This is a genomic window from Aliivibrio sp. 1S128, assembly GCF_001691065.1.
In the GTDB taxonomy this organism is placed as follows: Bacteria; Pseudomonadota; Gammaproteobacteria; order Enterobacterales; family Vibrionaceae; genus Aliivibrio.
This window is the reverse complement of record NZ_MAJV01000091.1, coordinates 157,000-183,276: the sequence shown is the minus strand read 5'-3', so window position 1 is coordinate 183,276 and position 26,277 is coordinate 157,000. Positions and strand designations below refer to the sequence as shown.

Genomic DNA, 26,277 nt, shown 5'->3' with positions numbered 1-26,277 from the left:
GTTACACGCCTTCGTTATAAATATCTAAGCTTGCAACATCTTGAGCTTCGCTTTCTTGTTTCGCGTCATCACCGCGTAACCCTTCTAGGTATTCAAGGTAATTTTGGTCAACATCACCAGTAACATAATGAGCATTAAATACTGATGTTTCAAAACGTTCAATTTCACGATTTCCACATCCTACCGCATCAACTAAATCGGGTAAGTCTTGGAAAATCAGGGCATCTGCACCGATAGCCTTACAAATCTCGTCAACTTCACGACCATGAGCAATCAGCTCATTTGCGCTTGGCATATCAATGCCATATACATTTGGGAAGCGAATTTCAGGTGCAGCAGATACCATGTAAACGTTTTTTGCGCCTGAGTCGCGAGCCATTTCAATGATCTGCTCTGAGGTTGTTCCTCGAACAATTGAATCATCAACTAACAGAACATTTTTATCTTTAAATTCAGAACGAATTGCATTCAATTTTCGGCGTACTGATTTCTTACGCTCTTGTTGACCTGGCATAATAAAGGTACGACCAACATAACGGTTTTTCACGAAACCTTGGCGATACGGTTTATTAATGATCTGAGCAATCTCAAGTGCAATATCACATGATGTTTCAGGAATTGGCAATACTACATCAATGTCCAGATGATCCCATTCACGTTTGATTTTTTCACCTAAACGTTTACCCATTTCAACACGAGCACTGTAAACAGAGATCTTATCAATAAATGAATCTGGACGAGCAAAATAAACAAATTCAAAAATACATGGATTCAGTTTTGGATCATGTGCACACTGTTGTGTGTATAGACCCCCTTCAAATGGTGCGTAAATTGCCTCACCAGGTGCGACATCACGCACAAAATCAAATCCTACCGCGTCCAAAGCAACGGATTCAGAAGCAACCATGTATTCAGTATGTCCTTCAACTTCACGTTTACCTAGGCATAAAGGACGAATACCGTTTGGATCACGAAAAGCAACCATACCATGACCAATGATCATAGCGGCAACTGCGTATGCACCCCTGATTTGCTCATGTACGTTAGCTACCGTTTTAAAAATATCGTCAGCAGTAAGAGGATAATGAGTTGTTGCATCAAGATGGTGAGCAAAGATGTTTAATAGGACTTCAGAATCAGAAGTTGTATTAACATGACGACGCTCTTGTTTAAATAAGGTCTCACGGATTTCATTCGCATTGGTTAGGTTACCATTGTGCGCTAATGTGATCCCGAAAGGTGAATTCACATAGAAAGGTTGAGCTTCAGAAGCACTTGAACTACCCGCAGTTGGGTAACGAACATGACCAATACCTACATTACCTTGTAGGCGTTGCATATGTTTTGTTTCAAATACATCCTTAACCAAGCCATTCGCCTTCCTTAGACGGAAACGATTGCTTTCTACGGTAATAATACCAGCAGCGTCTTGGCCACGATGTTGTAACACAGTCAAAGCGTCATAGATCGACTGGTTTACAGGTGTTACGCCTACGATTCCAACAATACCGCACATGTCCTAGAGTCCTTAATTTGCTAAAAAACTGGCGCTAGTTAGCGCCAGGAAGAAAACTTGATGTATCCTTTAAGTAATCAAAGAACCATTCAACCACTACCGAAAATTGCGGTATTAATTGAGATTGCTTCCACCACTCAGAATCCGATAATGAGGTAAAGGCATCAATAAAGAAAAGAACTGCTGCGATAATTAGCACGCCTCTCAATCCCCCAAAGACAATACCCAATACCCTATCTGTTCCTGACAACCCCGTTTTCTGTACTAATTGTGCAACGACATAGTTCACAACCGCACCAACAACAAGAGTTGCTACAAACAAGGCAGCAATAGCACTGCCATTTCTTATCATTTCATCATGTATATTTGTGAAATAAGCGGCCAACTTAGGATAAAAGTTACTGGCAACAAAAAAGGCGCCAAACCAAATCACTAACGACAACGCTTCTTTAACAAAACCTCTAACCAAACTGATTAAAGCTGATAGGCTAATAACACCTAAAATGACAAAATCGATCCAAATCATAATTTATCTTTTCTCTGTTGCTGCGCATTTTAACAGAAAAATCCGCGACGCAAACGTTTTCTTATGGGTTTAATGGTGAAAATTTAAGCAATTGACCATTTAAGCCAGTTATTTCTTTTAATTTCGGTAACTGTTTTTCAAGATCCGATTTAGAAACATCTGGGCCTACCGCCACCCTAACTAAATCCCCTTTTTTAGGTTCTTTAGGAAAAGTATGAGCTTGAAAGCCTTGCTTACGTAGTTTAAGAGCTAAATTCATCGCGTTATCTGCATTTCTAAATACGCCAAGTTGGATAATCCAAGCACTCTTTGCGTAATCTATTTTTTCTACTTTCTCTGGCTGTTTTTTCTCAACAATCGAAAGTATTTCTTTTTTTGGTTCCGTTTCTGATGACTCAATAGTCACCTCTACCGGCTCTTCTGGAAGCTCAGCATCAAAGTCTATTGGTTCTTGGATCTCAAATTGCTCAACATCTTTCGATAACTCAGGTTTGATTGGAATGCTCGCAAACTCTTCTTGATAATGTTTTTTCTTACCATCAAATAAATCGGGTAATACAATCACCCCAATAGCGACTAATATAATGGTTCCGACTAAACGTCGTTGAAATGGACTAGACACTTATGATCCTTATGCTTGTTCTTGTTTCCAATAATCCCATACTTCACCAACCGTATGAAAAGATCCGAAGACTAAAATTAAATCGTCATTCTTTGCCTGCATCAATGCGACTTTAAACGCCTCTACAGGAGATGAATACTCTATTGCTTCTGCCTCTATTACTGCCGTTAATTCACAAGCGTTTGCCGCTCTTGGGCCAGAAAGTGACGCAGGATACCAAACATCCACACATCCCGTGAACTCAGCTAAGGTAGATTTAATATCTTTATCATGCAACATACCAACTACTGCATGAATTTTCTTATTTGGGAAACGCTGTCTTACTTGTTGTACAAGATAGTTAGCTGAATGAGGATTATGCGCTACATCAAGAATAATTGTTGCGTCACTCTCTCCACTATTACGTGTTAAACGCTGCATTCGTCCAGGCAAACTTGCTGACTTTAACCCAGCAACAATATTAACATCCGTTAACTCCAATCCTGATGTACCTAACGCCATTATCGCCGTTGCAGCATTTGCTAATGGTAAATTTGGTAGTGGCAAATTATCTAAATCAAAAGCCCCGCTTTTCCAAGACCATGTTTGATTATCTGCATTTACTTGATAATCAAATTGATAACCAACTTGGTATAGATCAGCCTTAATATCGTCAGCATGAGCAGCAACACTTGATGGTGGATTCGGTTGACCACAAATCGCTGGTTTTTCAGAGCGATAAATCCCAGCTTTCTCAAAACCAATCACTTCGATATCGTCACCTAACCAATCAACATGGTCAACCGCGAGGCTCGTAATGATAGAAACATCATGATCGACTACATTTGTCGCATCTAAACGCCCACCAAGACCCACTTCTAAGAGTACAACATCAACTTGATGTGCTTTAAATGCCCATAAAGCAGAAAGTGTTCCAAATTCGAAAAGGCTTAACGACGTTTCTTTGCGCCACGCTTCAATTGCTGCAAAAGATTGAGTGATAAGAGAATCAGATAAATCGTTACCATTGATACGGATACGTTCGTTGTAACGAATAAGATGAGGAGAGCTATAAACGCCAACACGATAACCAGCATTAATTAAAATGGATTCCATTAACGCACAAGTAGACCCCTTGCCGTTAGTCCCTGCAACCGTGATAACGGTTGGTGCTGGTTTAATTAATTTAGCTCGTTGTGCTACACGCTGAACGCGTTCAAGGCCTAAATCTATTGCACTTGTATGAATGCTTTCTAAATAACGAAGCCACACCGATAAATCAGATGTGGCTTTCGGAGAATCAAATGGTGTCATAATTCAACTACTTCACTGACGGAATATAGTGACAGTATATATGACTTAGGTTGCTGTTTTAAAGTAAGAACTCGCAACCTTGTTCGCATTTAATTTGATTTTTACTTTGAACCGTCAACGGGAACAACTAATGGAGATGCTTGGTTAGTCATTTTCGCCATTAACCCACCAATACGTTGACGCATTTCACGACGGTCAACAATCATATCGATTGCACCATGCTCAAGTAAGAACTCACTACGCTGGAAACCTTCAGGTAAGTCTTCACGTACTGTTTGTTCAATAACACGACGACCAGCAAAACCGATCAATGCTTTTGGTTCGCCAATATTAATATCACCTAGCATTGCTAAACTTGCAGATACACCGCCCATAGTAGGGTCAGTTAATACTGAGAAAAATGGTAGGCCTTTACGAGATAAACGCGCTAGTGCTGCACTTGTTTTTGCCATTTGCATTAGAGACATAAGCGCCTCTTGCATACGTGCGCCACCACTTGCAGAGAAACACACAAGAGGACAGTTGTTTTCAATTGCTGCATCAACCGCTTTCACAAAGCGAGCACCAACAACAGAACCCATTGAACCACCCATGAATGAGAATTCAAACGCACAAGCAACGACAGGCAACTCTAACAAAGTCCCTTTCATTACGATAAGTGCATCAGTTTCATTACTTGATTTCTGAGCTGCTGAAATACGATCTTTATAACGCTTTGAATCTTTAAATTTTAAAAGATCTTTTGGCTCTAGTTCTTGACCAATTTCCACACGGCCTTCTGCATCTAGAAATGTTTCAAGACGCTTGCGTGCTTTCATTCGCATATGGTGGTCACATTTTGGACACACTTCTAGATTACGTTCTAGCTCTGCAGAATAAAGTACTTGTTCACATGACGTACATTTCGTCCAAACCCCTTCAGGGATCGATGCTTTACGTGAACTAACAATATTGCTTGTATTAAAAATCTTTTCAAGCCAACTCATGGACGACCTTTCTATTAGTGATCTCCCGCACCATCGCAAGAGAAATAAAATCAATTAAATAGATTAAACCATAAATAATAGCCAGTGTAGATAAAAAACTGGTTGTACCTATTTTCAAGGTTGAATCCACGTCTGTTTTTTAGGCTATTTTAAGTTGTAATCTTTATCATTAATTTGATCAATTATCTGGTAAAAACAAAGGTCCTAACGGTACTCTAGGTAAATCCCATTCTTTAGGGTAATCAACATCAATAAGATATAAACCTTCAGCTTTAGCTGTTGCTCCCGCTAATTTACGATCTTTTGCTTCTAATAACCATTGTATCCACTCTGGCTTTTGCTTACCTCTGCCAACTTCAATTAAGCTACCAGTAATATTACGCACCATATGATGAACAAAGGCATTGGCTTTAATATCAATCACGATAAAATCCCCATGACGAGTTACTTTCAAGTGGATTAGATTACGCCAAGGAGTACGAGACTGACAGCGAACAGCTCGAAATGAAGTAAAATCATTTTCGCCTAATAAATACTGTCCGGCTTCATGCATTAAATCAGCATCAAGGGCTTCATGGTAATGACTTACTCCATGACTAAAGATAGCAGGACGCTGACGATTATTAAAAATGATATAACGGTAGCGTCGTGCTGTAGCGGTAAAGCGAGCGTGAAAATCTTCATTTACCTCTTTCACCCAACGAACCGCGATGTTTTTTGGTAAATTTGCGTTTACCCCAACCATCCATACGGGTAATTTACGGGTGCTATTTGTATCAAAATGAACGACTTGACCCGTACCATGTACACCAGCATCTGTTCGGCCTGCACACATCACTTCAATCGGTTCATTAGCGACGATCATTAAGGCTTTTTCTAATTCTTCTTGAACACTTGTTACGTCTTTTTGTGATTGCCAGCCGTGGTAACTGGCACCATCGTATTCAATACATAAAGCTATTCGCATGATTTCAATTCTTTTTATTCAGTTATACGTCATTATATAAAAAAGGCGGGGCACACTGCCACCGCCTTTTTGAGATTATTCAAAAGAACTAATCAATTTGTTTCATTAACTTCTCAGCTTCAGCCCTTAGAGCAACGTCATCACAATGTAAAACGTCTTTTAATAACTCTAGAGCGCCTTTTTTATCTGACATTTCAATATATGCTCTCGCTAAATCAAGTTTACTTTGAACATCATTATTAACATCAACATCATGAAGTTCTCGGTTATTTAGCATATCAGGGAATTCATTTAAACCGACATCAAGGTTGAATTCCTCTTCTTCAAACTCCGACTTATCACCATTTTCGCTTTCAGCAATCAGCGCTTCAATGCTTAAAAAACGGTCGGCACCATGAGGATCACTCTCAACACTTGGCTGCTCTGACCAATCTTCATCTTCTAATTCTGACTCGGTGTTTGTCGCATTATCTAAATTGAATCCACTCCAATCACTACCACCATCATCTAACATGCTATCAAGATCTAAACCTGAACTATCAAGATAAGTTAAGGCTTCTTTTTCTTCATCAGATACCCGAGATTGAAAATCAACAGGGTCTGGTGTAGAGGTTTCATCAACATCTAATTTCGTTAAACTATCTTCATCCAATGATGTTTCTGTAGCAATCTCGTTTGCAACTTCTGAATCATCTTCCAATGCTGCTAAAGCATCTTCAATAGATAATCCATCAAAATTATTATCTTCAGTTTCATCAGATTGAAGATCATCCTCAGTATTCTCTTTCGAGAAATCTACAGCACTGTCCTCTAAGAAATCATCTAATAAAAAGTCATTCTCATCATCTTTAGTATGCTCAAGAGGGTCTTTTTCTTCCTCTGTTTCTGAATTTAAAAGTTCATCAATATCGAATAACGAATCGTCTTCTTCTGTTGTTGGTTCATCTTTAACTTCAGATCCTTCGGCTTCAACAACGGCTTCCTCTAATGCTTCATTTTCATCTGCATCTTGAACGTCTATTTGCTCAGGTGTTTCAAGGCTTGTTGCTTCTAATAGTTCTAATTCATCAAGCTCAGGAGAGGTTTCTTCTTGCGCTATTTCTGAATCTAGAAGTTCATCAATATCGAATAACGAATCGTCTTCTTCTGTTGCCGGTTCATCTTTAGCTTCAGATTCAGATTCAGATTCAGATTCAAACAATGGAATATCATCATCTTCATCGTCATCTGCTTCAACTAACCAATCTTCATCACGAGGGGTGTCTTCTGAAAGTAGATCTGATACTGCAACACCTTCTACTTCAGTATCATCGCCACTCTTTCCCAGAGTCTTCTCTTCCTCTTCAAAATCATCACCAAGCAATTCATCTAGAAGTACTGTACTGTCTTCATCCAGTTCAGGAGTATCATCTTCGTCTTTATCTAATAAAAACTCGTCTAAAAGCGCAGTGCTATCTTCATCAATTTCAATATCGTCATCATCTTCAATCAGCTCTTCATCATCGCTAAGTAGTTCATCAAGTAATGCCGTACTATCATCATCAATATCTAAGTCTATCTCGGCATCATCATCCAGTAGGTCATCTAATAGAGCGGTACTATCATCTTTAATGTCTAAATCAAAACTATCTTCATCGTCTGACTCATCAAGTAATTCATCTAATAACGTGACGTTGTCTTCATCGACATCTAAATCAATGCTTTCTTCTTTATCAGATTCTTCAACATCTTTATTATCTTCTATTCCTGATAACAACGTATCAAAGTCTAACTCATCTTCTACTGATTTTGACGCTGATTCTGGAGCCAGTTTGGTTTCTTCTTTTTCATCAAGATCCCAACCTTGGTCTAGCTCTGAGTCATCTTCCATGTCCATTGATGAGAATAGATCATCTAACATTGATTGATCGAGTTCACCACCTTCAAGATCTTCATTGTCATCTAGTTCTGGCGCTGGTTTATCTAACGCTGATAATTCTGAATCATCAATAAGTGATAAATCAAAATCGTCATCTTCTTCTTCTAAATCGCTAGTTGAGAATAAATCACTGTCAAAATCATTCAGTGCTTTTTCCATCTCTTCAAGACCCAGAGCTTTCTCTTCTGAATCAACAGTAAGTGCACTTGAAGACATATCAATAGCATCTAAGTCATCTAGTTCTTTATCTGATAACATTGAATTTAAATCATCATTGTCTTCCCCATCTAATAAAGCAAATGGGTCCTCATCATCTAATTCTTTATTTTCAGTCTCAAACTCAGCAAATAAGTCATCATTTAAATCAGAATCATCATTACCAAATAAGAATTCATCGTCGTTCAGATCCGCTAGAATATCATCATCGTCATCTAAACTAATTTCAGGGATATCATCGTCTAAATTGAAATGATCATCCGGCATGATTAATGCTGAAGGTTGTTCAGTGTTGGTGTTTTCTGCACTACTTTCGTCTTCTTCTTTCTTACGACGGAATAAGAAGAAACCAATTAGGCCCGCAATTAAGGCGCCTGGAATTAAAGCAAGTAATGCAATTAGACCTGGGCTAGATGCAAGATTATCCATTGCACTTGGTTCTGTTTTTTTCTCAGCAGCCGCAAGTTGTTTTTGTTCATTAATGAATTTTTCGACTTCATTTCGAATTCGGTCTTCATCCCCTAACGAATTTTTTAAATTATCGACTTCATTTTGAACTTCAGCTAATCGAACTCGTAGTTGATGGTTATTCTCTTGTAATGCAGAGAACTCTTGCTCTGTTGTTTCTAGTTCAGATTTTAATGCTCCAACGTCAGTTGGGGTTGCCGCTTTGCTTAACGCTTTTTCTGATTTCGCTTCAACTATGTCTGGTTTTACTTTATTTAGTGACGTAGGCGTTTCTTTTTTTACCTGAACTGGTGTTTTTTCTACTGCTTTTGATGTGGATGTGCTTTGAGTAGCGAGTTTCTTTTTATGCGCTAAAAGCAGTTGTTTCGCATCATCTGTATTTTCACGACGGACTTGTTCTAACGTTGGTAACCGTAAACGGCTATTTGGCTCTAATCCATGAATATTGTTATTTTCAAAAGCGTGTGGATTTAAACGATAAATAGCCAATAAGGTTTGTTGTACCGATGTGGTATTTGATGGGTTAATGTCACTTGCAATAGACCATAAGGTTTCATTTTCCTTGGTTGGTCCATAAATCTTTGCTGGTGAGACCTTTCTTTCTTGAACGACGGCTGTAGTTACGGTTCTCGCTGGTTGTGATTGTGCCACAACCTGTGAACTGACGGTTTGATCCTTTCCTTCTGGGCCTACGATTTGAATTGTACCTGCTGCATTGGCAACAGAACATTGTGATGCGACGAATAAGGCTAAAGGAGTTAGCGTTTTTAACAATTTGTTGGATACGTCAGACACTAGAGATGCCTCTTAATAAAATGAAAAATTAAAATCTGTATCACTATATCGGATAATAATAAGAAAACTGTAGCTCTTAAGCAAAAACTGTGTGGTTTATGGAAGAAAAAAGCCTTAGTTTTCACTAAGGCTTTAAATTTCAGAGGTTATATATTAATTATTTTAATAAATACATAACTCTTAATCACAAAATCAATAAGTCTGATTAGTAATAATCGCGAATTAATATTTCTGCAATTTGAACGGCGTTTGTTGCCGCGCCTTTACGTACGTTATCTGCAACAACCCACATATTAAGTCCCATAGAATGGCTAATATCTTCACGGATACGTGCAACCATTACGTGGTCTTTACCTGTAGCATCACTTACTTGAGTTGGGTAATCATTACCGTGGAAGACTTCAATTCCATCAGTTTCTTCAAGTAAACGAGTTGCTTCTGCTGCATCAATCGGTGCACGAGTTTCAACATGAACAGATTCAGCATGGCCGTAAAAAACAGGAACACGCACACACGTTGCATTTACTGTGATGCTTTCATCTGCAAATATTTTTTGCGTTTCCCACACCATTTTCATTTCTTCTTTGGTGTAGCCGTTATCCATGAACTCATCAATGTGCGGCAAACAGTTAAATGCAATTTGCTTATCGTATGCTTTATTTTCTGCTGGTAAACCATTTAATAGTCGCGCTGTTTGACCAGCAAGTTCATCAACACCCGCTTTACCTGAACCAGATACTGATTGGTACGTTGATACGTTGATACGATCAATCCCTACTGCATCATGAATTGGTTTTAACGCCACTAACATTTGAATCGTTGAACAGTTAGGGTTCGCGATAATATTACGGTTACGGAAATCAGCTAAAGCTTCTGGGTTTACTTCAGGGATAACTAAAGGAATATCTTGATCGTAACGGAAATGGGATGTGTTATCGATAACAACAACACCAGTTTCCGCTGCAATTGGAGCCCACTTAGCTGAAAGTTCACTGCCTGCCGAAAATAGACCGATTTGCACTTGGCCCCAATCGAACTCTTCTACGTTTTCAACGGTTAATGTTTTACCATTAAAACGAACTGTTTTGCCTTCACTGCGTTCAGAAGCTAAAAGGTATAAATTACGCACAGGAAACTTACGTTCTTGTAATACATCTATCATTGCTTCGCCAACGGCACCAGTTGCGCCTAGAATGGCAACATCAAATTCTTGAGTCATTAGACTTCCTCGATTGTAAATCCAAGTTGTTTTAACGGGATAAGACCACTGTATTTATCACCGGTGATCGTGATAGCACTGTATTCTCTTCTATCCCAATAATCTTTACGCATTTTATCAAATGCACCGACGGTTGAGATCTCTTTTCTAAATACGGCATCATCTTTTCGCACATCATAGACTAACTGAATCAAATTGTGCAGTGTTGAATGATCCCATTGCTGATTTAGTGTCACATTAGGAATTGGCGCAATAGGCAGTAAACTCTGTGGATCGGCTCGTTCTTTGCGATTTAAAAACTCACTATAAGAGTTAAAAATCATCGTCGTTCCACGTGCTTTGCCTTCTAAACCATAACCTGCAATGTGCGGCGTTGCAAAAGAGAGTAATGGCAATAAATCCATATCAACTTGCGGTTCAAACTCAAAAACATCTAATACTGCTTTAAAGTTATCTTGTTTCAATAAACGCTGCTTTAATTCGTGGTTATCGACCACTGGGCCTCGTGCTGCATTAATTAATATTTGGTCATCACGCAACGTTGATAATCTATGTTGATCAATTAGGTGATAAGTTGGAAATTCACCATCTCGGGTGATTGGCGTATGAAGTGTAATAACGTCTGATTTTTCTAATAATTCACCTAAAGGTACAAATGAACGCGTATCACCTTCTTGCTCTTTAATAGGATCATTTAGCAAGTAAGAAATATTTAATGCATCTAAACATTTAGCAAGATAAGAACCAACCTGTCCTGCTCCTACAATCCCAAACGTTTTATCAAAGATAGAAAAACCATGTTGTTGGGCTAATACCATAATGCAGCTTAATACATACTCCGCAACGCCAACTTTGTTACAACCAGGCGCAGCAGTAAAAAATATTCCTCTTTTCTTGAGTAATACTTGGTCAACATGATCCATGCCTGCGGTTGCTGTACCAACAAATTTTAATTTATTTGCTTTAGATATTAGTTCAGCATTTACTTTAGTAACGGAGCGGATCATTAACGCATCAACATCAATTAAATCATCTGCGGTTAAGGTCCTACCCGATTTTGCAATGACCTCACCTAATTCACTGAATAATTCAATCGCATAAGGCATATTTTCATCAATCAATATTTTCATTTTTAATATCTGTCTTTTAGGTTTGTAAATTCAGTGTATCACTGCGATCTATTAAGCAACATCAGTATCGTCATAAAAAATAGATATAAAAAAACCCAGTCAATTGAATTAACTGGGTTTTTATTACTTATGCTTTACGCAAATATTACGCTTCGTATTTCTTAATTACTAGCGTCGCATTTGTGCCACCAAAGCCAAAACTGTTAGACATAACTGTTGTTAGTTTTTGATCTCGTTTTTCAGTAACGATATCAAGACCTTCAGCTGCTGGATCTAAGGTTTCAATATTGATGCTTGGCGCGATAAAACCGTGCTCTAGCATTAATGTTGAGTAAATAGCTTCATGAACGCCAGCCGCACCTAGTGCGTGACCAGTCATTGCTTTAGTTGCAGAAATTGCTGGGCTGTTCGCTCCAAATACTTCTTGGATAGCGCCTAACTCTTTTGCATCACCAACAGGAGTAGATGTACCGTGAGTGTTCACGTAATCTACGCTGTCTACGTTTTGCATTGCCATTTTCATACAACGAACTGCGCCTTCGCCTGATGGTGCTACCATGTCGTAGCCATCAGATGTTGCACCGTAACCTACGATTTCACCGTAAATTTTAGCGCCACGAGCAAGTGCATGTTCAAGTTCTTCGATAACAACCATACCGCCGCCACCAGAGATAACGAAACCGTCACGGTCTGCATCGTAAGTACGAGATGCTTTTTCTGGTGTGTCATTGTATTTTGATGATAGTGCGCCCATTGCATCAAACATCATCGTTAATGACCAATCTAGCTCTTCACCACCACCAGCAAACATTACGTCTTGTTTGCCTAGTTGAATAAGCTCTACCGCGTGACCAATACAGTGTGCAGAAGTTGCACATGCAGAACTCATTGAGTAGTTAACACCACGAATTTTAAACGGCGTTGCAAGACATGCAGAAACCGTTGACGCCATTGTACGTGGAACCATGTATGGACCAACACGCTTAACGCCTTTTTCACGCAAGATATCCACTGCATTAACTTGGTTAAGTGATGATGCACCACCAGAACCTGCAACAATACCTGTACGGTCATTTGAAACTTGATCTTCTGTTAAGCCAGAATCTGCTACTGCTTGCTCCATTGAGATGTAAGCAAATGCAGCCGCATCACCCATGAAACGCATTTTTTTGCGATCGATGTGGTCAGCCGGGTTCATTTTCAAATCGCCCCAAACATTACTGCGCAGACCCTTTTCAGCGAACTGCTCAGAGAAGTTAATGCCTGATTTACCAGCTTTCAGAGACTCTAATACTTCTTCTGCATTGTTACCGATACTTGATACAATGCCCATGCCTGTAATTACGGCTCTTTTCATGATTCTTTCCTAATAAGTCATAAATCTTGGTAGATAATAGCGAAGATAGCACAACAAAGTGGTCAGCTTTCCTATAAGTCGTTAAAATCCGACGTAGATTATCTTTAATGGTACTAATTTATGTCACGAAATTACATTTTACCACAAAACAGCATCACTAATGCAATCCTTGATTGGAATGAGTCTGGAACCCCCGTCTCAAATGACTTTGATGATGTCTATTTTTCTAATGATAATGGATTAGAAGAGACACGATACGTCTTCTTACAGCAAAATCATCTACCTCAAAGATGGCAAGAATATGACCAACGTCGCTTTGTGATTGGTGAAACGGGATTTGGTACTGGGTTAAATTTCCTTGCCGTGTGGCAATGGTTTAAAACATTTAGAGAACAAAATCCAGACGCTGCACTTAAAGAACTTCATTTTGTCAGTTTTGAAAAGTTTCCCGTCACTAAAGCCGATCTCATTAAGGCTCACCAATCATGGCCTGAATTAGCCGAGCTAGCCGAGCAACTGCAAGAACATTATCCTGCTGCCGTTCCAGATTGTCATCGATTAGTATTAGAAGATGGCCTGATAACACTCGATCTTTGGTTTGGTGACATCAAAGACTGTATGCCACAAATTTGGATGGGTGATTCTGGTGTCATCGACGCTTGGTTTTTAGATGGTTTTGCACCAAGTAAAAACCCTGAGATGTGGAATCAAAATCTTTTTAATAATATGGCAAGCCTTGCTAAAGAAGGCTGTACTTGTGCTACTTTCACTGCCGCGGGTTTTGTTCGTCGAGGCTTGATTGAAGCAGGCTTTGATATGAAAAAAGTCAAAGGATTTGCTCATAAAAGAGACATGATTGCAGGTACATTAGCGGAGCGCAAAACCAAGGCGAATCACGCAGTTTGGTATGCCCGCTCGACACCAGAAAATATCACAGATGTGGCCATTGTAGGCGGCGGTGTTGCGAGTGCAGCATTGGCGACAACATTACTTCGCCGTGGTGTGAATGTAACCGTTTATTGTAAAGATAATAAAGCAGCACAAGGGGCTTCTGGCAATCAGCAAGGGGCTGTATATCCATTACTTAATGAGAAGTTTAATTCATTATCACGATTCTTTGCTCCCGGCTTTATTTTTGCTCGTCAATTCATCGACCAAGCAGCCAAAGACGTGGAATTTGATCACGATTGGTGCGGCGTAACCCAACTTAAATGGGATGAAAAATCAGAAAATAAATTAAATAAAATGCTAACTGCTCAGTTTCCCAATGAACTCGTCACCGCATTTAGCAAAGAAGAAACAAACCACCACGTTGGCCTACCCATCAATATGGAGAGCGTTCATTACCCTCTTGGGGGCTGGTTATGTCCAAAACAGTTAACTCGTGGGCTCTTTACTCATTTATCAGAAAACCCACTGTTTACGCTGCATAATAATGCTGAAGTGACGCAATTAATTCAAACTGACGATAAGCAATGGACCGTTATTCTTGGTGAGAAAATAAATCGACATCAAGCAGTTGTGGTTGCTAATGGCCATAAATTTACTGATTTCGAACAGACAAAAGATATTCCAGCCACACCGGTTCGAGGCCAAGTGAGTCACATCCCTACTACGGCATCACTAAAAAAACTAAACACAGTGTTGTGTTATGACGGTTATTTAACGCCTGAAAACAGCAAAAATCAAAGCCATTGCATTGGCGCAAGTTACGATCGTCGTGATTTAGATTTAGCGTTTAAAAAATCAGATCAAATTGAAAATGGTGAACGATTACAGAAATGTATTCCTAATGAAGCTTGGGTGAAAGAGGCTAATACGTCTGACAATCACGCTCGTGTCGGTATTCGCTGCGCCAGTCGTGATCATCTGCCATTTCTTGGCAATGTGGTTCGTTTTGAGGATATGCAAGAAGAGTACAAATATATCTATAAAAAACGCCACTGGTTACGTGAAGCTAAAGACATTCCTGTCTATAAAGGCCTATTCTGTATGCTGACATTAGGTTCAAGGGGATTAAGCTCTGCGCCACTATTGGCAGAAACCTTAGCATCACAGATCATGGGCGATCCAATTCCGCTACCAAATTCAGTACTTGAAGGATTGCACCCAGGAAGATTGTGGGTGAGAAGGTTGTTGAAAGGAAAGCCGTTGGATATTTAAGAGAAAGTAAGAGCAGGGACTAGGTCGGTCGCCAGCTCCTTTTCAGGTTTCAGGGGTTCTTTGTAAGCGATAAACTCACAACAAACTCCCCTGAATCCTTTGAGCGAAGCGATCTGAACCCTGCTCTGTTACTTAATAGAATCAGCTAAATGACTCACCGCTAATGCAAAGTAATGCGAACGGTTCCAGTCCATTAATACTTGGTAGTTATTGTAAACAAGATACGCACGACCATCTTTATCATCTGGTTGCACTAACCATGCTTCGATATCTACATCAGGTAACGCTTTACCAGTCAGGCGACGAACACCAAGTTCTTGCCACTGTGCTAATGTCTTACCTTTTTCTTCAGATAGTCCTTTTAGGCTCTCTGCATCCAATGATTCAGGAAGCTGAACTTGACGACCCCAGGTATAAGTATCATCCCAACCAACCTGTTTTAAGTAGTTAGCAGCAGAAGCAAATACATCAGCCTCAGTCGTCCAAATATCTTTACGTCCATCGTCATTACCATCAACCGCATAAGCTAAAAACGAGGTTGGCATAAACTGACATTGGCCCATCGCTCCAGCCCAAGAACCTTTCATATTTTCAGGCATGATATGCCCTTGCTCTAAAATAGTTAATGCTGCCATGGTTTGTTTTTTGAAGAATTCTTCACGACGGCCGTCATAAGCTAACGTCGTCAATGCTTCGATCACATTATAACCACCAGTCAACTTACCGAAGTTACTTTCAACGCCCCATAACGCAACAATAAAACGAGGCTGAACACCGTATTCTTTTCCAATACGTTCTAATTCTTCATGGTGTTTTTGATATAAATCGTTCGCTTGTTTGATTTTCCATTTCGGCACAGCTCGTGGAATGTACTCATCTAGCGTTAATTTTTTTTCTGGTTGGTTTCGATCTGACTTGACCGCTTTTTCTTTGAATGCAATATCTTTAAATGCACGCTCAAGAATTGGTTCTGAAATTCCTAACTCTCTCGCTTCATTTTTTAATTCTACAATATAATCCTGAAACTCCCCTTCCGGAGTATTTGCTGTAGCTGATGTTGCCATGAGCAAACTGACTATCCCTAGCAGTAATTTTTTCTTCATTATCATTGACTCTCTTTTTTTCGTGCCGCTTTATCTTGTTTATATTTTTCAAGTAAATTTTCTGGCGGTGGTGGAAGTTGTAAAAAGAAACCTTCTTGTTTTATTGAAGCTTTAACTTTTTCGACATCAACAGAAGCTAATGTCCTACCAGCTAAATTTACCACCATAACCATAGTTGGAGTACCGAACATACCCATTAATTCTTTAGGTACTGGAGAAAAGTCATCTTTTTTCTCAATATAAAGATAAGCACCTTGCTTTTTGGTACTTTTATAAATTGAACAGAACATTTTATAACCTATTTTTGAAAGGATTGAACTTACTCTCAACTTAACACATTCAATCAATGTCTATTTGATGAGAGCCTTGCTAAAAAGTAGACTTAAGACAATAAGATAACTTGCTGTGCGGTCAAACTGACTATAACATGGTATCAGATTTGTGGTATTAAATTTATCAAGATACAGTATAGCATGACAAAAACAGCCGATTTAAAGGGCAGTAATTTCACCCTTTCAGTATTACATTTACCTAATGATGACATCGAAAAAGCACTCAGTATGCTGGAAGAAAAAGTGGCTCAAGCCCCTTCATTTTTTGCTTCTGCTCCGGTTGTCGTCAATATTGAAAATGTATCAAATGAAATTAACTTTGTTGAACTGAAATCTGGTGTCGAGCGCACTGGAATGATCCCTGTAGGGATCACAGGCTGCAAAGACAAAAAAAAACAGGCTCAAGCAACAGCCGCTGGTTTTGCTGTAATGACTTCTTTTACGCCCCAGCAGGTAACACAAAAAGCCAGTATGCGACCAACGATGGTAATTAAAACACCAATTCGTTCAGGGCAACAAGTATATGCAAAAGATGCAGATCTTGTGGTTTTAAACCATGTCAGTCCTGGGGCTGAAGTTATTGCTGATGGTAGTATACATATACATGGAACCTTGCGTGGCAGAGCAATTGCTGGTGCAAGTGGACAAACGGAAGCAAAAGTCTTCTGTAAAAACTTACAAGCTGAACTAATTTCCATTGCGGGTAATTATTGGTTAAGCGACCAAATTGACAAAGAGTATTGGCATCAAAATGTCATGATCACTATGGTTGACGACCGTATTCAGATCGATACCCTCACGTTATAGCACAACATAAAAGGAATAATAAAAATGGCACGTATTGTCGTTGTGACTTCAGGCAAGGGCGGCGTAGGTAAAACTACTTCTAGTTCTGCTATTGCATCCGGTCTTGCGCTGGCTGGCAATAAAACCGCTGTAATCGATTTTGATATTGGTTTACGTAACCTTGATTTAATCATGGGTTGTGAACGCCGCGTTGTTTATGATTTTGTAAACGTAATCAATGGCGAAGCAACATTAAACCAAGCTCTTATTAAAGATAAGCGTGTAGGTAATTTATTTATCCTTCCCGCTTCTCAAACTCGTGATAAAGATGCACTAACGAAAGAAGGTGTACGTCGTGTTCTTGACGAACTTATCGCAATGAATTTTGATTTCATTATTTGTGATTCTCCAGCGGGTATTGAAGCTGGCGCATTAATGGCATTATATTTTGCGGATGAAGCGATTATCACAACCAATCCCGAAGTATCTTCAGTTCGAGATTCTGACCGTATATTAGGTATTTTAGACTCTAAATCTCACCGTTCAGAAGAAGCTTTAGAGCCAGTAAAACAACACCTATTATTAACTCGCTATTGCCCAATACGTGTAAATCAGGGCGAAATGTTAAGTGTGGGTGATGTTGAAGAGATTCTAAATATCCCTCTATTGGGTGTTATTCCAGAAAGCCAATCAGTATTGAATGCATCAAACAAAGGTGTACCAGTAATTTTTGACGAAGAATCAAACGCAGGCTCTGCATACCAAGATGCAGTTGACCGTCTGTTAGGCAAGGAAGTTTCGTTCCGCTTCTTAGAAGAAGAGAAGAAAGGTATCTTTAAACGACTATTTGGAGGTTAAGCATGGCACTGCTAGAGTTTTTCAGACCACAAAAAAAAGCCACTGCTAACATAGCGAAGGAAAGGCTACAGATCATCGTTGCAGAACGTCGTAATGGCGGACCTGCTCCATCATATTTACCACAGCTAAAAGAAGATATTCTTAAAGTGATCAGTAAATATGTAAACGTAAGTCCTGATATGGTGACAGTGTCTCTTGAACAAAAAGAAGAAGACTTATCAGTACTAGAACTGAATGTGACTCTACCAGAAGATGACCATTAATCTCCATGATTGATATCTCATATAAAAAAGGGTGACTATCGTAGTCACCCTTTTTTGATCAAAACAGATACTCGTTCTATTTATCGAGAACTGACATAAAACGATCTTCTAATAATTTACCACGCCAGCCTTGAACAACGTCTGGTCTGCATTCTGGTGCACACCCTTTTTTCCATTTCCAAGATAACAACTGATTTAATTGTTTTTTAGACGCTAAAAACTCAGGCATTAGACCCGATTCTTCTGAAGCCTCTTTCACTTCATCTTTTAACAACTTAAATATTTGTTTGTAACCAGGGTAATCCATTAGGCGTGTAATCACTTCTGGATACTCATCAGCAGAAAGATCATCAGCTAAATAAGTAAAACGTAGTAACTTCCCACCATGACGTTGTACTTCTCTTGAATCGAACTCTTCTTTTAGCATTTGCTCTTTACTGCGAAGTCCAAAACGGGCTAATTTCCATAGGTTTAATTCTTGAACCACGAAGTTTACAGCTAAGTCACGCTTTCTTGCTTCTTCTAAACGCCATTTAGCTGCCATTTTTAAGATTGCTAATTGCTTAGGATTCAGTTGCCACGCATTCTTTATATCTCGATACGCTTGCTCTGCATCAGGTTGCTTTTCACGTTTTCTTACCGCAAGAGTCGACTCTTGGTATGCTGCGTCAGTCCACTCTGTCTGAGCTAATTCTGCTTGTAGCTTTTCAAATAACGGCAACAAGTAATGTACGTCTGCTGCTGCATAATTAAGTTGTTTATCCGACAAAGGACGAGCCATCCAATCAGTTCGAGATTCTCCTTTATCAAGGTCTACCCCTAAATAATCTGATACTAATTTCGCAAAACCCGTTGATAGGCCGTAACCTAAAAATGCGGCCATGATTTGAGTATCAATCATTGGTGTTGGCATACAGCCCGCGTAATGTTGAAATACTTCTAAATCTTCACCACAAGCATGAAGCACTTTAGTTACGCTTTCATCCTTCAGTATGTCCCAAAGTGGTGTTAAGTCATCTATCTCAACAGGGTCAACCAGTGCTAACGTTTCACCATCAAACATTTGGATCAGGCCTAAGCGTGCATACAAGGTTCTCGTACGTACAAACTCAGTATCTAACATTAGAAAAGGTTTATGACTTGCTTGCTGACAGATCTCAGCTAAACGCTGGCTGTGCGTCACTATTTCAAATTCCACTATTCTTCCTTAATAACTGATAAGGCAAGATAGCTTAACCTCGAAAAACTAAGCTATCTTGTCTCTATTATTTTTACTTATTATAAAAATAATGCCAGCGATTAAGCTGGCATTTATCGTGTTTTTACATTGTAACCAAATTACGCGTTTTCTTCTGCTTTATATTCATCACGCAGCTCACGACGTAAAATTTTACCTACGTTTGTTTTTGGAAGATCATCTCTGAACTCAACAATGCGTGGGATTTTATACCCTGTTAGATGTTTACGGCAGTGAGCGATAAGCTCATCTTTAGTAAGGCTTGGATCGCGCTTAACGACACAAATTCGAACCACTTCACCAGACGTTGGGTGTGGTTTACCGACTGCAGCAACTTCTAACACTTTACCGTGCAGAGCAACAACATCTTCAATCTCATTTGGGTATACGTTAAAGCCTGATACCAGAATCATGTCTTTTTTACGATCGACGATATGTAGGAAGCCTTCATCATCAAATTTAACGATGTCGCCGGTGCTTACCCAACCATCTTCTGTGATCATATCTTTTGTTGCTTCAGAACGATTCCAGTAGCCTTTCATGACTTGAGGGCCACGAACTTGAAGTTCTCCCACTTGATCATTTGCGACGACATTTCCTTCATCATCAACCATTCGAACTTCAGTTGATGGAACCGGTAAGCCAATAGAACCATTGTATGACGTTAGATTATGGGGATAGGCAGCAACCAGTGGTGAGCACTCTGTTAAACCGTAGCCTTCTAATAAATAACAACCCGTGTGCTGTTGCCATTTTTCGGCAACTACACGCTGCACAGCCATACCACCACCCACAGATAAGCGAAGATTGCTGAAATCTAATTCATGGAAATCTTCGTTATTCACGAGTGCATTAAATAACGTATTTACACCAGTAATAGCCGTAAATGGGTATTTCTGTAGCTCTTTAATAAAACCAGGAATATCACGAGGGTTCGTGATTAATAAATTTCTTCCGCCCATTTCTATAAACAATAAGCAGTTTACGGTTAACGCAAATACATGATAAAGCGGTAATGCGGTAACAATCAGCTCACGGCCTTCAGTTAAAACTGGACCATAAGCGCCTTTCGCCTGCATTACGTTAGCAATCATATTACGATGAGTCAGCATTGCGCCTTTTGCTACGCCTGTAGTACCGCCGGTATATTGAAGGAAGGCTAAGTCTTGACTATCAATAAATGGCTTGATGTACTGCATTCTACGACCTCTACGTAATGCATTACGCATTGATGTTGCATCAGGCAGGTCGTATTTTGGCACCATTTTTTTCACGTACTTAACAACGAAGTTAACAATTGTGCCTTTTGCACGAGGAAGTTGTTCACCTAAGTTAGTTAAAATTACATGTTTTACTGGCGTATTATCTACAATCTCTTCTAGCGTACTAGCGAAGTTCGACACAATAACAATTGCCGCAGCACCTGAGTCTGTTAATTGATGCTCTAACTCACGCGGAGTATAAAGTGGGTTAACATTTACCGCTACCATACCTGCACGCAGCACACCAAATAATGCAATTGGGTATTGCAGTAGGTTTGGCATCATTAAAGCAACTCGGTCGCCTTTTTTCAGTTTCAGTTCATTTTGCAAGTAAGCAGCAAAAGCACGACTGCGCTCTTCTAACTTACGAAATGTCATGACTGAACCCATGTTAATAAATGCAGGTTGATCGGCATATTTATGAACCGATTGCTCAAACATATCAACTAATGAGCTGTATTGATCTGGGTTAATTTCTGCTGGTACGTCTTCTGGGTAACGTGAAAGCCAAACTTTATCCACGCTTTTCTCCTATTCTATATACGATTTATTACTCTGTTAGCAATAATCAAAACAGTGATCGTTATCACTTTTAACGAGTAGACTATTTACTCTACAAGTATAGTCAACTAATTTTATTACCTATTATCTATTCGTTCGTTATTTGACCACAAACAAGGTCTTTTTTTAAATATGTGAAGCAGTTATGTGTAAATTCTGTTAACAAGAACGCCGATGTAAGTACTAATTTTCTCTGGCTGCTCTAAATGACAATGATGACCACCATCAACTTGATAACATTGAAAACCTGAAATATAACCATAACGATGAGATTTTTGCTTTAAATGATCATAACCATCATTACCGATAACTGCGATTACAGGGCATTCTATTTTAGAAAGTAATGATAAAGCATGGTTCTCACTCATTCGATACAAGGAGTCGCATTTTACTTTAGCATCCGTAGTCCATTGCACATGATTATCTTTTGATACGAGCGAACGAAGTACCATCGGCTCAATCAAAGACTCAGGAAGTTGATTCACTTTAGAACGTAATTCAACTGCCGACTGGCTATCTTTTAATGTCCGTTGAGGCTTATTACGATAGCGCTGACGACTTAAAATCCCTTGACGAAGCCTATTGGTAATCTCATCCTCTTCTTCACTCAATGGACCTAATGCTTCAATCATCATCAATGCAGATACTTTTTCAGGAAAAACTGCACAGTAAGCGCTGGCAATTAAAGCCCCTAAAGAGTGTCCGATTAAAACCACTTTTTCTAATTTAATGTGCAATATGATTTGATGAAGATCGTCAACATAATCAAAAAAATGATAAAAGTTATCATTTCCTTTATGATCTGATAACCCATGCCCAAACCAATCAACAGCAATTAAGTGGTGGTGAGGGTGGTGTTTTGCATACGCTTCCATTGTAGTTTTAAACGTCGCTGCATTATCTTGCCAACCATGTAGAAGCACTAATGTTTGCTCAATGTCGTTTGGTTTAATCTCCATCACAGCAATCGTGCCATGGTGGAGCGTAAACGTAGATTCTTGAAATAAAGGCATCTTAGCTTATTTCACTTCTTGTACGACTTTACCACGTCGGCTTTCAATACTGCGTTGGTGAAGACAACGAGCACCAGTACAAGGCATGTAACTCATGTTTATGTCATTACTAATCACATACTCTTGAATTTGCCATAAGTGCAAGGCTGAGGCTTTTATCACAGGAAATGGATACAGAAACTCTCCAACATTTGCCTCCTCAATACCCGTTGACAGACCTAACACCGTCACTAATCGACCGACAGAATAAGTAACAGGATCGACAAAACCATTGAGATAGACAACAAAACGCCCATTTGGCTTTTGAGAGAGGTCCGGTTTACCCGATGAAGAAATAGGGAGATTAACAATTTCAATGCGAGTTGTGTCTTTTAGGTTATCAATGCGAGCAATAACACCACCTAAGCGAACTTCGGCAGTTTCATCCTTTTTGGCTGCAGTAACAAAAGCATCATATTCAATTAGCGTAGTAGTCTGAGACGAAGCTAATTCTTTAGGAAGGGAGCTGCAACCAGCAAGAAATAAAACACAAAGAAATAATAATGAAGATTTCATAAATATCCTTAATTTAAATTTAATTTTTAGATATACAGATCGACACCAACGAGCTGTGCAAGTTCCTCTTTGCGTTTTTGCAACATAATGTCCATGTACTCTTCCATCGCTTTACGATTTCCACCTTCTGGTAAATCATAATGAATACGAGAATTAACGTATTCAGATGCATTAAGCTGCTTTACTTGATTGGTTATCGCAGTCGTCACTTTGGATGGTTGAGCAACCATGGCTTTACTGCCACTGGCTTTATTAACCTGATTTTTATTTCCAACGGCTTGCTGCTTTTTTACCTTTTTATTCGGTACTAATGCCGGTGGTAGCCCATGAATTGAGACCATAGTGACCTTTCTTTATTCATTAAAAAATGGGGAACAATATCCCCATTCATTTTATCTATTATTCACGACCTGGAAGTTTTTTCCATGTCACGGTATCACGAACGTAAACAGGTGCAGATTCTTCTGCTGGCAGTGCCAAGCCTTGTTCAAACTTTTGCTGTGCAAGTAACGCCATATCTTCTGCATCAGGATAAAGCACATCCGATGCTTTACGAATTAGTGGTAATTCAGCCAATGCCTCAGTGTAAGCATCCCAACCCGTTCCGACCGTTAACCATTCACCGGACTGTTCAGGTAAATACGTTGCAAGCCCTTCAGGAGCAGACACCGTTTCAGCGACATTATAAGCCCAAGTACCATCATCATTACGTTGGTACATACCAAAGTATACTTCACTCATACGTGCATCAATCGCGGCTACGACTTGTGTTGCACCATGTACTCGGTAACCCGCTTGTGCCATTGCTTCTAATGTGGAAATACCTATCATAGGTAAATCGGCACCAAACGCCAAACCTTGAACGATACCAATACCGATACGAACCCCTGTAAAGCTACCTGGGCCTTGACCAAATGCTAATGCATCTAACTCTTGTAAGCGCACACCGGCTTCTTTTAATACTTCATCAACAAAAGGAAGTACTTTAATAGTATGCTCACGCGGTGCCACTGCACGTCGAGAATAGACTTTTCCATCAACAATCAATGTAACAGAACAGTTTTCAGTGGCGGTATCTACCGCTAAAATTTTTACGCTCATTAATGCCTCAATCTTCTAAAATTGCTTCTTGTTTTTCTGATTCATTTTCATTGGTCTGATTGGTTTTCGCTAAAAATTCAGACACATTACGTAAATCTCGTGTTCGTGGTATTGGTGGTAAACTTTGTAAAAATATCGAACCATAAGGTCTTGTTACCAAACGATTATCACAAATCACCAATACCCCTTTATCTTTTGTATCTCGGATAAGTCGACCGACACCTTGTTTTAAGGTAATCACAGCATCCGGAATTTGCACTTGTGAAAAAGCATCACCACCATTCAGCTGGCAATCTTCTATACGCGCCTTTAACAGCGGATCATCAGGTGCGGTAAAAGGAAGTTTATCAATGATAACACAGCTTAGCGTATCACCTCTAACATCGATACCTTCCCAAAAAGCGCCGGTTGCAACTAATAATGCATTACCTAATTCCATAAACTCAGACAACAATTGTTGTTTTGTGGTTTCTCCTTGTACCAAAATAGGTAAATCAAGTGTTTCTCTAAATTTCTCTGCCAAATCACGCATCATTTGATGTGACGTACACAAGAAAAAACAACGCCCATTATTCTGTTTAATTACAGGTTGTAGTAATTCAACGAGCTTATCTGCAATTCCGTAACTGTTTGGTTCAGGCAAAAATCTAGGCACACACAATAACGCTTGAGTTTGATAATCAAATGGACTGGGTAACGTAAACTGTTTCTTAGGAGATAACCCTAAACGTTGGGTAAAATGTGAAAAATCATCATTTACAGCTAAGGTCGCTGACGTAAATATCCAAGCGCCCTTTTTATCAGCCAAATGTTCTTTAAATTTATCAGCCACTGATAATGGCGTAATGTTCAAACTAAAATGACGAGGAGTACATTCATACCAATATGAGTAGCCACTAATTGTCGTATCACATACTCGTTCTAAACGATTTTTTAATAATGCACAACGGTCAAAAGCAGCGTCTAATAACTGGCTGCGACCTAATGCTAACTTCAATACATCATGAGCTAATTCAAACGCATCATTAATTCGTACGATTTCACGTTGAACTGCTTGTGATTTAATTGCTTCACGCCAATTACCACGAAAACTGGTATCACCTAAAATAATGCGAAGATCCATCGCGGCACCAGCCAAACGTTCCGCTACTTTTTGTAGTTGACGCATATCTTTAGCTTCCGTGCGATAACCAATTTCAATATCTTTGGCTAACTCCGTCAATTGACGACTAGAAAGGTTCTGACCAAAATATTGGCTCGCAATATCAGGCAATTGATGTGCTTCATCGAAAATGAAAATATCAGCCTCAGGAATTAACTCACCAAAGCCCGTTTCTTTAATCGCTAAATCAGCCAGAAATAGATGGTGGTTAACAACTACGATATCTGCATCCATCGCTTTTTTACGCGCTTTAACCACAAAACATTCATCAAAACTTGGGCAATCTTTACCTAAACAATTGTCATTAGTAGACGTTATTGAAGGAATAATTGGACTGTCTTCCGCGATCGCTGTGCAGTCACCAAGATCACCCGTTTTAGTTTCTGATGACCAAGAACGAACCTTAACTAATTGCGTCAATAATTCTGGGTTAGCCTGAGGAGTATGGCTTTCAATTAGTTGTTGATTTAAACGCTCAGGACAAAGGTAATTGGAACGCCCTTTTAACAAAGCAACTTGCCCATAAAAACCAAGCGAGGATGTCATTAAAGGTAAATCACGATGAAAAAGCTGCTCTTGTAAGTTTTTTGAACCAGTACTAATAATGGTTTTTTTACCACTAATCAGGGCTGGAACAAGATAAGCAAAAGTTTTACCTGTACCCGTACCTGCCTCAACAACAAGTTGAGTGCTGTTTTTAATCGCGTCATGAACTGCATGAGCCATATCGAGTTGAGGTTGACGAGGTTGGAAACCAGGAATAGCTTTACCTAACGCGCCTGAAGAAGAAAAAATCTTGGCAATCATATCAACCTACATTCATCGTAATTATTAAAATAAGATGGGATTATGCCAAGATTTAAGAAGA

Annotated in this window: 23 protein-coding genes; 4 read left to right on the top strand and 19 right to left on the bottom strand. The window is 39.4% G+C overall.

The window, feature by feature from the left end; translation table 11 throughout:
• Position 1: 1 nt before the first annotated feature.
• The 10 genes from purF to fabB form a co-directional block, all read right to left on the bottom strand.
• Positions 2-1,516, bottom strand: a complete 1,515-nt coding sequence (gene purF / locus A6E03_RS11050; protein WP_065593657.1) for an amidophosphoribosyltransferase — start codon at positions 1,514-1,516, stop codon at positions 2-4.
• Positions 1,517-1,550: 34 nt separating this feature from the next.
• Positions 1,551-2,042: a CvpA family protein gene (locus tag A6E03_RS11045; protein WP_065593658.1), complete on the bottom strand. Its 492-nt coding sequence runs from the start codon at positions 2,040-2,042 to the stop codon at positions 1,551-1,553.
• Between the two features lie 61 nt (positions 2,043-2,103).
• Positions 2,104-2,664, bottom strand: coding sequence for an SPOR domain-containing protein (locus tag A6E03_RS11040; protein ID WP_065593659.1), 561 nt, complete (start codon positions 2,662-2,664; stop codon positions 2,104-2,106).
• 9 nt (positions 2,665-2,673) lie between these two features.
• Complete coding sequence (gene folC / locus A6E03_RS11035; protein WP_065600860.1) at positions 2,674-3,957, bottom strand: bifunctional tetrahydrofolate synthase/dihydrofolate synthase; 1,284 nt, start codon at positions 3,955-3,957, stop codon at positions 2,674-2,676.
• A gap of 101 nt (positions 3,958-4,058) precedes the next feature.
• The gene (gene accD, locus A6E03_RS11030; RefSeq protein ID WP_065593661.1) at positions 4,059-4,943 is read right to left on the bottom strand and encodes an acetyl-CoA carboxylase, carboxyltransferase subunit beta; all 885 of its coding nucleotides are present in this window, start codon (positions 4,941-4,943) and stop codon (positions 4,059-4,061) included.
• Positions 4,944-5,121: 178 nt separating this feature from the next.
• Complete coding sequence (gene truA / locus A6E03_RS11025) at positions 5,122-5,910, bottom strand: tRNA pseudouridine(38-40) synthase TruA (RefSeq protein ID WP_065593662.1); 789 nt, start codon at positions 5,908-5,910, stop codon at positions 5,122-5,124.
• A gap of 88 nt (positions 5,911-5,998) precedes the next feature.
• Positions 5,999-9,307 (bottom strand): FimV/HubP family polar landmark protein, encoded by a 3,309-nt coding sequence (locus tag A6E03_RS11020; RefSeq protein WP_065600859.1) that lies wholly within the window; start codon positions 9,305-9,307, stop codon positions 5,999-6,001.
• Between the two features lie 205 nt (positions 9,308-9,512).
• On the bottom strand, positions 9,513-10,526 hold the full coding sequence (locus A6E03_RS11015; protein WP_065593664.1) for an aspartate-semialdehyde dehydrogenase: 1,014 nt from the start codon (positions 10,524-10,526) through the stop codon (positions 9,513-9,515).
• Positions 10,526-11,656, bottom strand: coding sequence for a 4-phosphoerythronate dehydrogenase (locus tag A6E03_RS11010; protein WP_065593665.1), 1,131 nt, complete (start codon positions 11,654-11,656; stop codon positions 10,526-10,528). Before A6E03_RS11010 ends, A6E03_RS11015 begins: the two co-directional genes overlap by 1 nt.
• 145 nt (positions 11,657-11,801) lie before the next feature.
• Positions 11,802-13,013 carry a beta-ketoacyl-ACP synthase I gene (gene fabB, locus A6E03_RS11005; protein ID WP_065593666.1) on the bottom strand — a complete coding sequence of 404 codons (1,212 nt, stop codon included), beginning with the start codon at positions 13,011-13,013 and terminating at the stop codon, positions 11,802-11,804.
• A 120-nt stretch (positions 13,014-13,133) separates the two neighbouring features.
• Here fabB and mnmC point away from each other — a divergent pair, with 120 nt between their 5' ends.
• Positions 13,134-15,176 (top strand): bifunctional tRNA (5-methylaminomethyl-2-thiouridine)(34)-methyltransferase MnmD/FAD-dependent 5-carboxymethylaminomethyl-2-thiouridine(34) oxidoreductase MnmC, encoded by a 2,043-nt coding sequence (gene mnmC / locus A6E03_RS11000; RefSeq protein ID WP_065600858.1) that lies wholly within the window; start codon positions 13,134-13,136, stop codon positions 15,174-15,176.
• Positions 15,177-15,304: 128 nt separating this feature from the next.
• Here mnmC and A6E03_RS10995 read toward each other — a convergent pair whose 3' ends face one another.
• Together A6E03_RS10995 and A6E03_RS10990 are read right to left on the bottom strand one after the other, a co-directional pair.
• Positions 15,305-16,279 carry a lytic transglycosylase domain-containing protein gene (locus A6E03_RS10995; protein WP_065600883.1) on the bottom strand — a complete coding sequence of 325 codons (975 nt, stop codon included), beginning with the start codon at positions 16,277-16,279 and terminating at the stop codon, positions 15,305-15,307.
• Positions 16,280-16,281: 2 nt separating this feature from the next.
• Positions 16,282-16,569, bottom strand: coding sequence for a YcgL domain-containing protein (locus A6E03_RS10990; RefSeq protein ID WP_065593668.1), 288 nt, complete (start codon positions 16,567-16,569; stop codon positions 16,282-16,284).
• A gap of 183 nt (positions 16,570-16,752) precedes the next feature.
• Here A6E03_RS10990 and minC point away from each other — a divergent pair, with 183 nt between their 5' ends.
• Genes minC through minE form a run of 3 tightly spaced genes read left to right on the top strand, consistent with a single transcriptional unit; the run spans position 16,753 to position 18,518 of the window.
• On the top strand, positions 16,753-17,418 hold the full coding sequence (gene minC, locus A6E03_RS10985; protein ID WP_065600857.1) for a septum site-determining protein MinC: 666 nt from the start codon (positions 16,753-16,755) through the stop codon (positions 17,416-17,418).
• Between the two features lie 24 nt (positions 17,419-17,442).
• Positions 17,443-18,255 carry a septum site-determining protein MinD gene (minD, locus tag A6E03_RS10980; RefSeq protein ID WP_065593670.1) on the top strand — a complete coding sequence of 271 codons (813 nt, stop codon included), beginning with the start codon at positions 17,443-17,445 and terminating at the stop codon, positions 18,253-18,255.
• Positions 18,256-18,257: 2 nt separating this feature from the next.
• Positions 18,258-18,518, top strand: a complete 261-nt coding sequence (gene minE / locus A6E03_RS10975) for a cell division topological specificity factor MinE (protein ID WP_060991419.1) — start codon at positions 18,258-18,260, stop codon at positions 18,516-18,518.
• 76 nt (positions 18,519-18,594) lie between these two features.
• On the opposite strand, the gene rnd is transcribed toward minE, so the two are convergent.
• From rnd to A6E03_RS10940, 7 genes are all read right to left on the bottom strand, one after another.
• The gene (rnd, locus tag A6E03_RS10970) at positions 18,595-19,716 is read right to left on the bottom strand and encodes a ribonuclease D (RefSeq protein ID WP_065593671.1); all 1,122 of its coding nucleotides are present in this window, start codon (positions 19,714-19,716) and stop codon (positions 18,595-18,597) included.
• Between the two features lie 140 nt (positions 19,717-19,856).
• The gene (gene fadD / locus A6E03_RS10965) at positions 19,857-21,539 is read right to left on the bottom strand and encodes a long-chain-fatty-acid--CoA ligase FadD (protein WP_065600856.1); all 1,683 of its coding nucleotides are present in this window, start codon (positions 21,537-21,539) and stop codon (positions 19,857-19,859) included.
• A gap of 182 nt (positions 21,540-21,721) precedes the next feature.
• Positions 21,722-22,591 (bottom strand): alpha/beta fold hydrolase, encoded by an 870-nt coding sequence (locus A6E03_RS10960; protein WP_065600855.1) that lies wholly within the window; start codon positions 22,589-22,591, stop codon positions 21,722-21,724.
• 6 nt (positions 22,592-22,597) lie between these two features.
• Positions 22,598-23,146 (bottom strand): Slp family lipoprotein, encoded by a 549-nt coding sequence (locus A6E03_RS10955; protein WP_065593674.1) that lies wholly within the window; start codon positions 23,144-23,146, stop codon positions 22,598-22,600.
• Between the two features lie 26 nt (positions 23,147-23,172).
• A complete protein-coding gene (locus tag A6E03_RS10950; RefSeq protein WP_065593675.1) occupies positions 23,173-23,487 on the bottom strand; it encodes a chromosome partitioning protein ParA in 315 nt (104 codons plus the stop codon).
• A gap of 58 nt (positions 23,488-23,545) precedes the next feature.
• Entirely contained in the window at positions 23,546-24,247 is a 702-nt protein-coding gene (gene tsaB, locus A6E03_RS10945) for a tRNA (adenosine(37)-N6)-threonylcarbamoyltransferase complex dimerization subunit type 1 TsaB (protein WP_065593676.1), read from the bottom strand.
• A gap of 7 nt (positions 24,248-24,254) precedes the next feature.
• On the bottom strand, positions 24,255-26,216 hold the full coding sequence (locus A6E03_RS10940) for an ATP-dependent DNA helicase (RefSeq protein ID WP_065593677.1): 1,962 nt from the start codon (positions 26,214-26,216) through the stop codon (positions 24,255-24,257).
• Positions 26,217-26,277 lie beyond the last annotated feature (61 nt).

What these genes read in the sequence shown, in the direction of transcription:
- purF (WP_065593657.1), bottom strand. Translation starts at nt 1,516, where the DNA reads ATGTGCGGTATTGTTGGAATCGTAGGCGTAACACCTGTAAACCAGTCG.
- A6E03_RS11045 (WP_065593658.1), bottom strand. Translation starts at nt 2,042, where the DNA reads ATGATTTGGATCGATTTTGTCATTTTAGGTGTTATTAGCCTATCAGCT.
- folC (WP_065600860.1), bottom strand. Translation starts at nt 3,957, where the DNA reads ATGACACCATTTGATTCTCCGAAAGCCACATCTGATTTATCGGTGTGG.
- accD (WP_065593661.1), bottom strand. Translation starts at nt 4,943, where the DNA reads ATGAGTTGGCTTGAAAAGATTTTTAATACAAGCAATATTGTTAGTTCA.
- truA (WP_065593662.1), bottom strand. Translation starts at nt 5,910, where the DNA reads ATGCGAATAGCTTTATGTATTGAATACGATGGTGCCAGTTACCACGGC.
- A6E03_RS11015 (WP_065593664.1), bottom strand. Translation starts at nt 10,526, where the DNA reads ATGACTCAAGAATTTGATGTTGCCATTCTAGGCGCAACTGGTGCCGTT.
- A6E03_RS11010 (WP_065593665.1), bottom strand. Translation starts at nt 11,656, where the DNA reads ATGAAAATATTGATTGATGAAAATATGCCTTATGCGATTGAATTATTC.
- fabB (WP_065593666.1), bottom strand. Translation starts at nt 13,013, where the DNA reads ATGAAAAGAGCCGTAATTACAGGCATGGGCATTGTATCAAGTATCGGT.
- mnmC (WP_065600858.1), top strand. Translation starts at nt 13,134, where the DNA reads ATGTCACGAAATTACATTTTACCACAAAACAGCATCACTAATGCAATC.
- A6E03_RS10995 (WP_065600883.1), bottom strand. Translation starts at nt 16,279, where the DNA reads ATGAAGAAAAAATTACTGCTAGGGATAGTCAGTTTGCTCATGGCAACA.
- A6E03_RS10990 (WP_065593668.1), bottom strand. Translation starts at nt 16,569, where the DNA reads ATGTTCTGTTCAATTTATAAAAGTACCAAAAAGCAAGGTGCTTATCTT.
- minC (WP_065600857.1), top strand. Translation starts at nt 16,753, where the DNA reads ATGACAAAAACAGCCGATTTAAAGGGCAGTAATTTCACCCTTTCAGTA.
- minD (WP_065593670.1), top strand. Translation starts at nt 17,443, where the DNA reads ATGGCACGTATTGTCGTTGTGACTTCAGGCAAGGGCGGCGTAGGTAAA.
- minE (WP_060991419.1), top strand. Translation starts at nt 18,258, where the DNA reads ATGGCACTGCTAGAGTTTTTCAGACCACAAAAAAAAGCCACTGCTAAC.
- A6E03_RS10960 (WP_065600855.1), bottom strand. Translation starts at nt 22,591, where the DNA reads ATGCCTTTATTTCAAGAATCTACGTTTACGCTCCACCATGGCACGATT.
- A6E03_RS10955 (WP_065593674.1), bottom strand. Translation starts at nt 23,146, where the DNA reads ATGAAATCTTCATTATTATTTCTTTGTGTTTTATTTCTTGCTGGTTGC.
- A6E03_RS10950 (WP_065593675.1), bottom strand. Translation starts at nt 23,487, where the DNA reads ATGGTCTCAATTCATGGGCTACCACCGGCATTAGTACCGAATAAAAAG.
- tsaB (WP_065593676.1), bottom strand. Translation starts at nt 24,247, where the DNA reads ATGAGCGTAAAAATTTTAGCGGTAGATACCGCCACTGAAAACTGTTCT.
- A6E03_RS10940 (WP_065593677.1), bottom strand. Translation starts at nt 26,216, where the DNA reads ATGATTGCCAAGATTTTTTCTTCTTCAGGCGCGTTAGGTAAAGCTATT.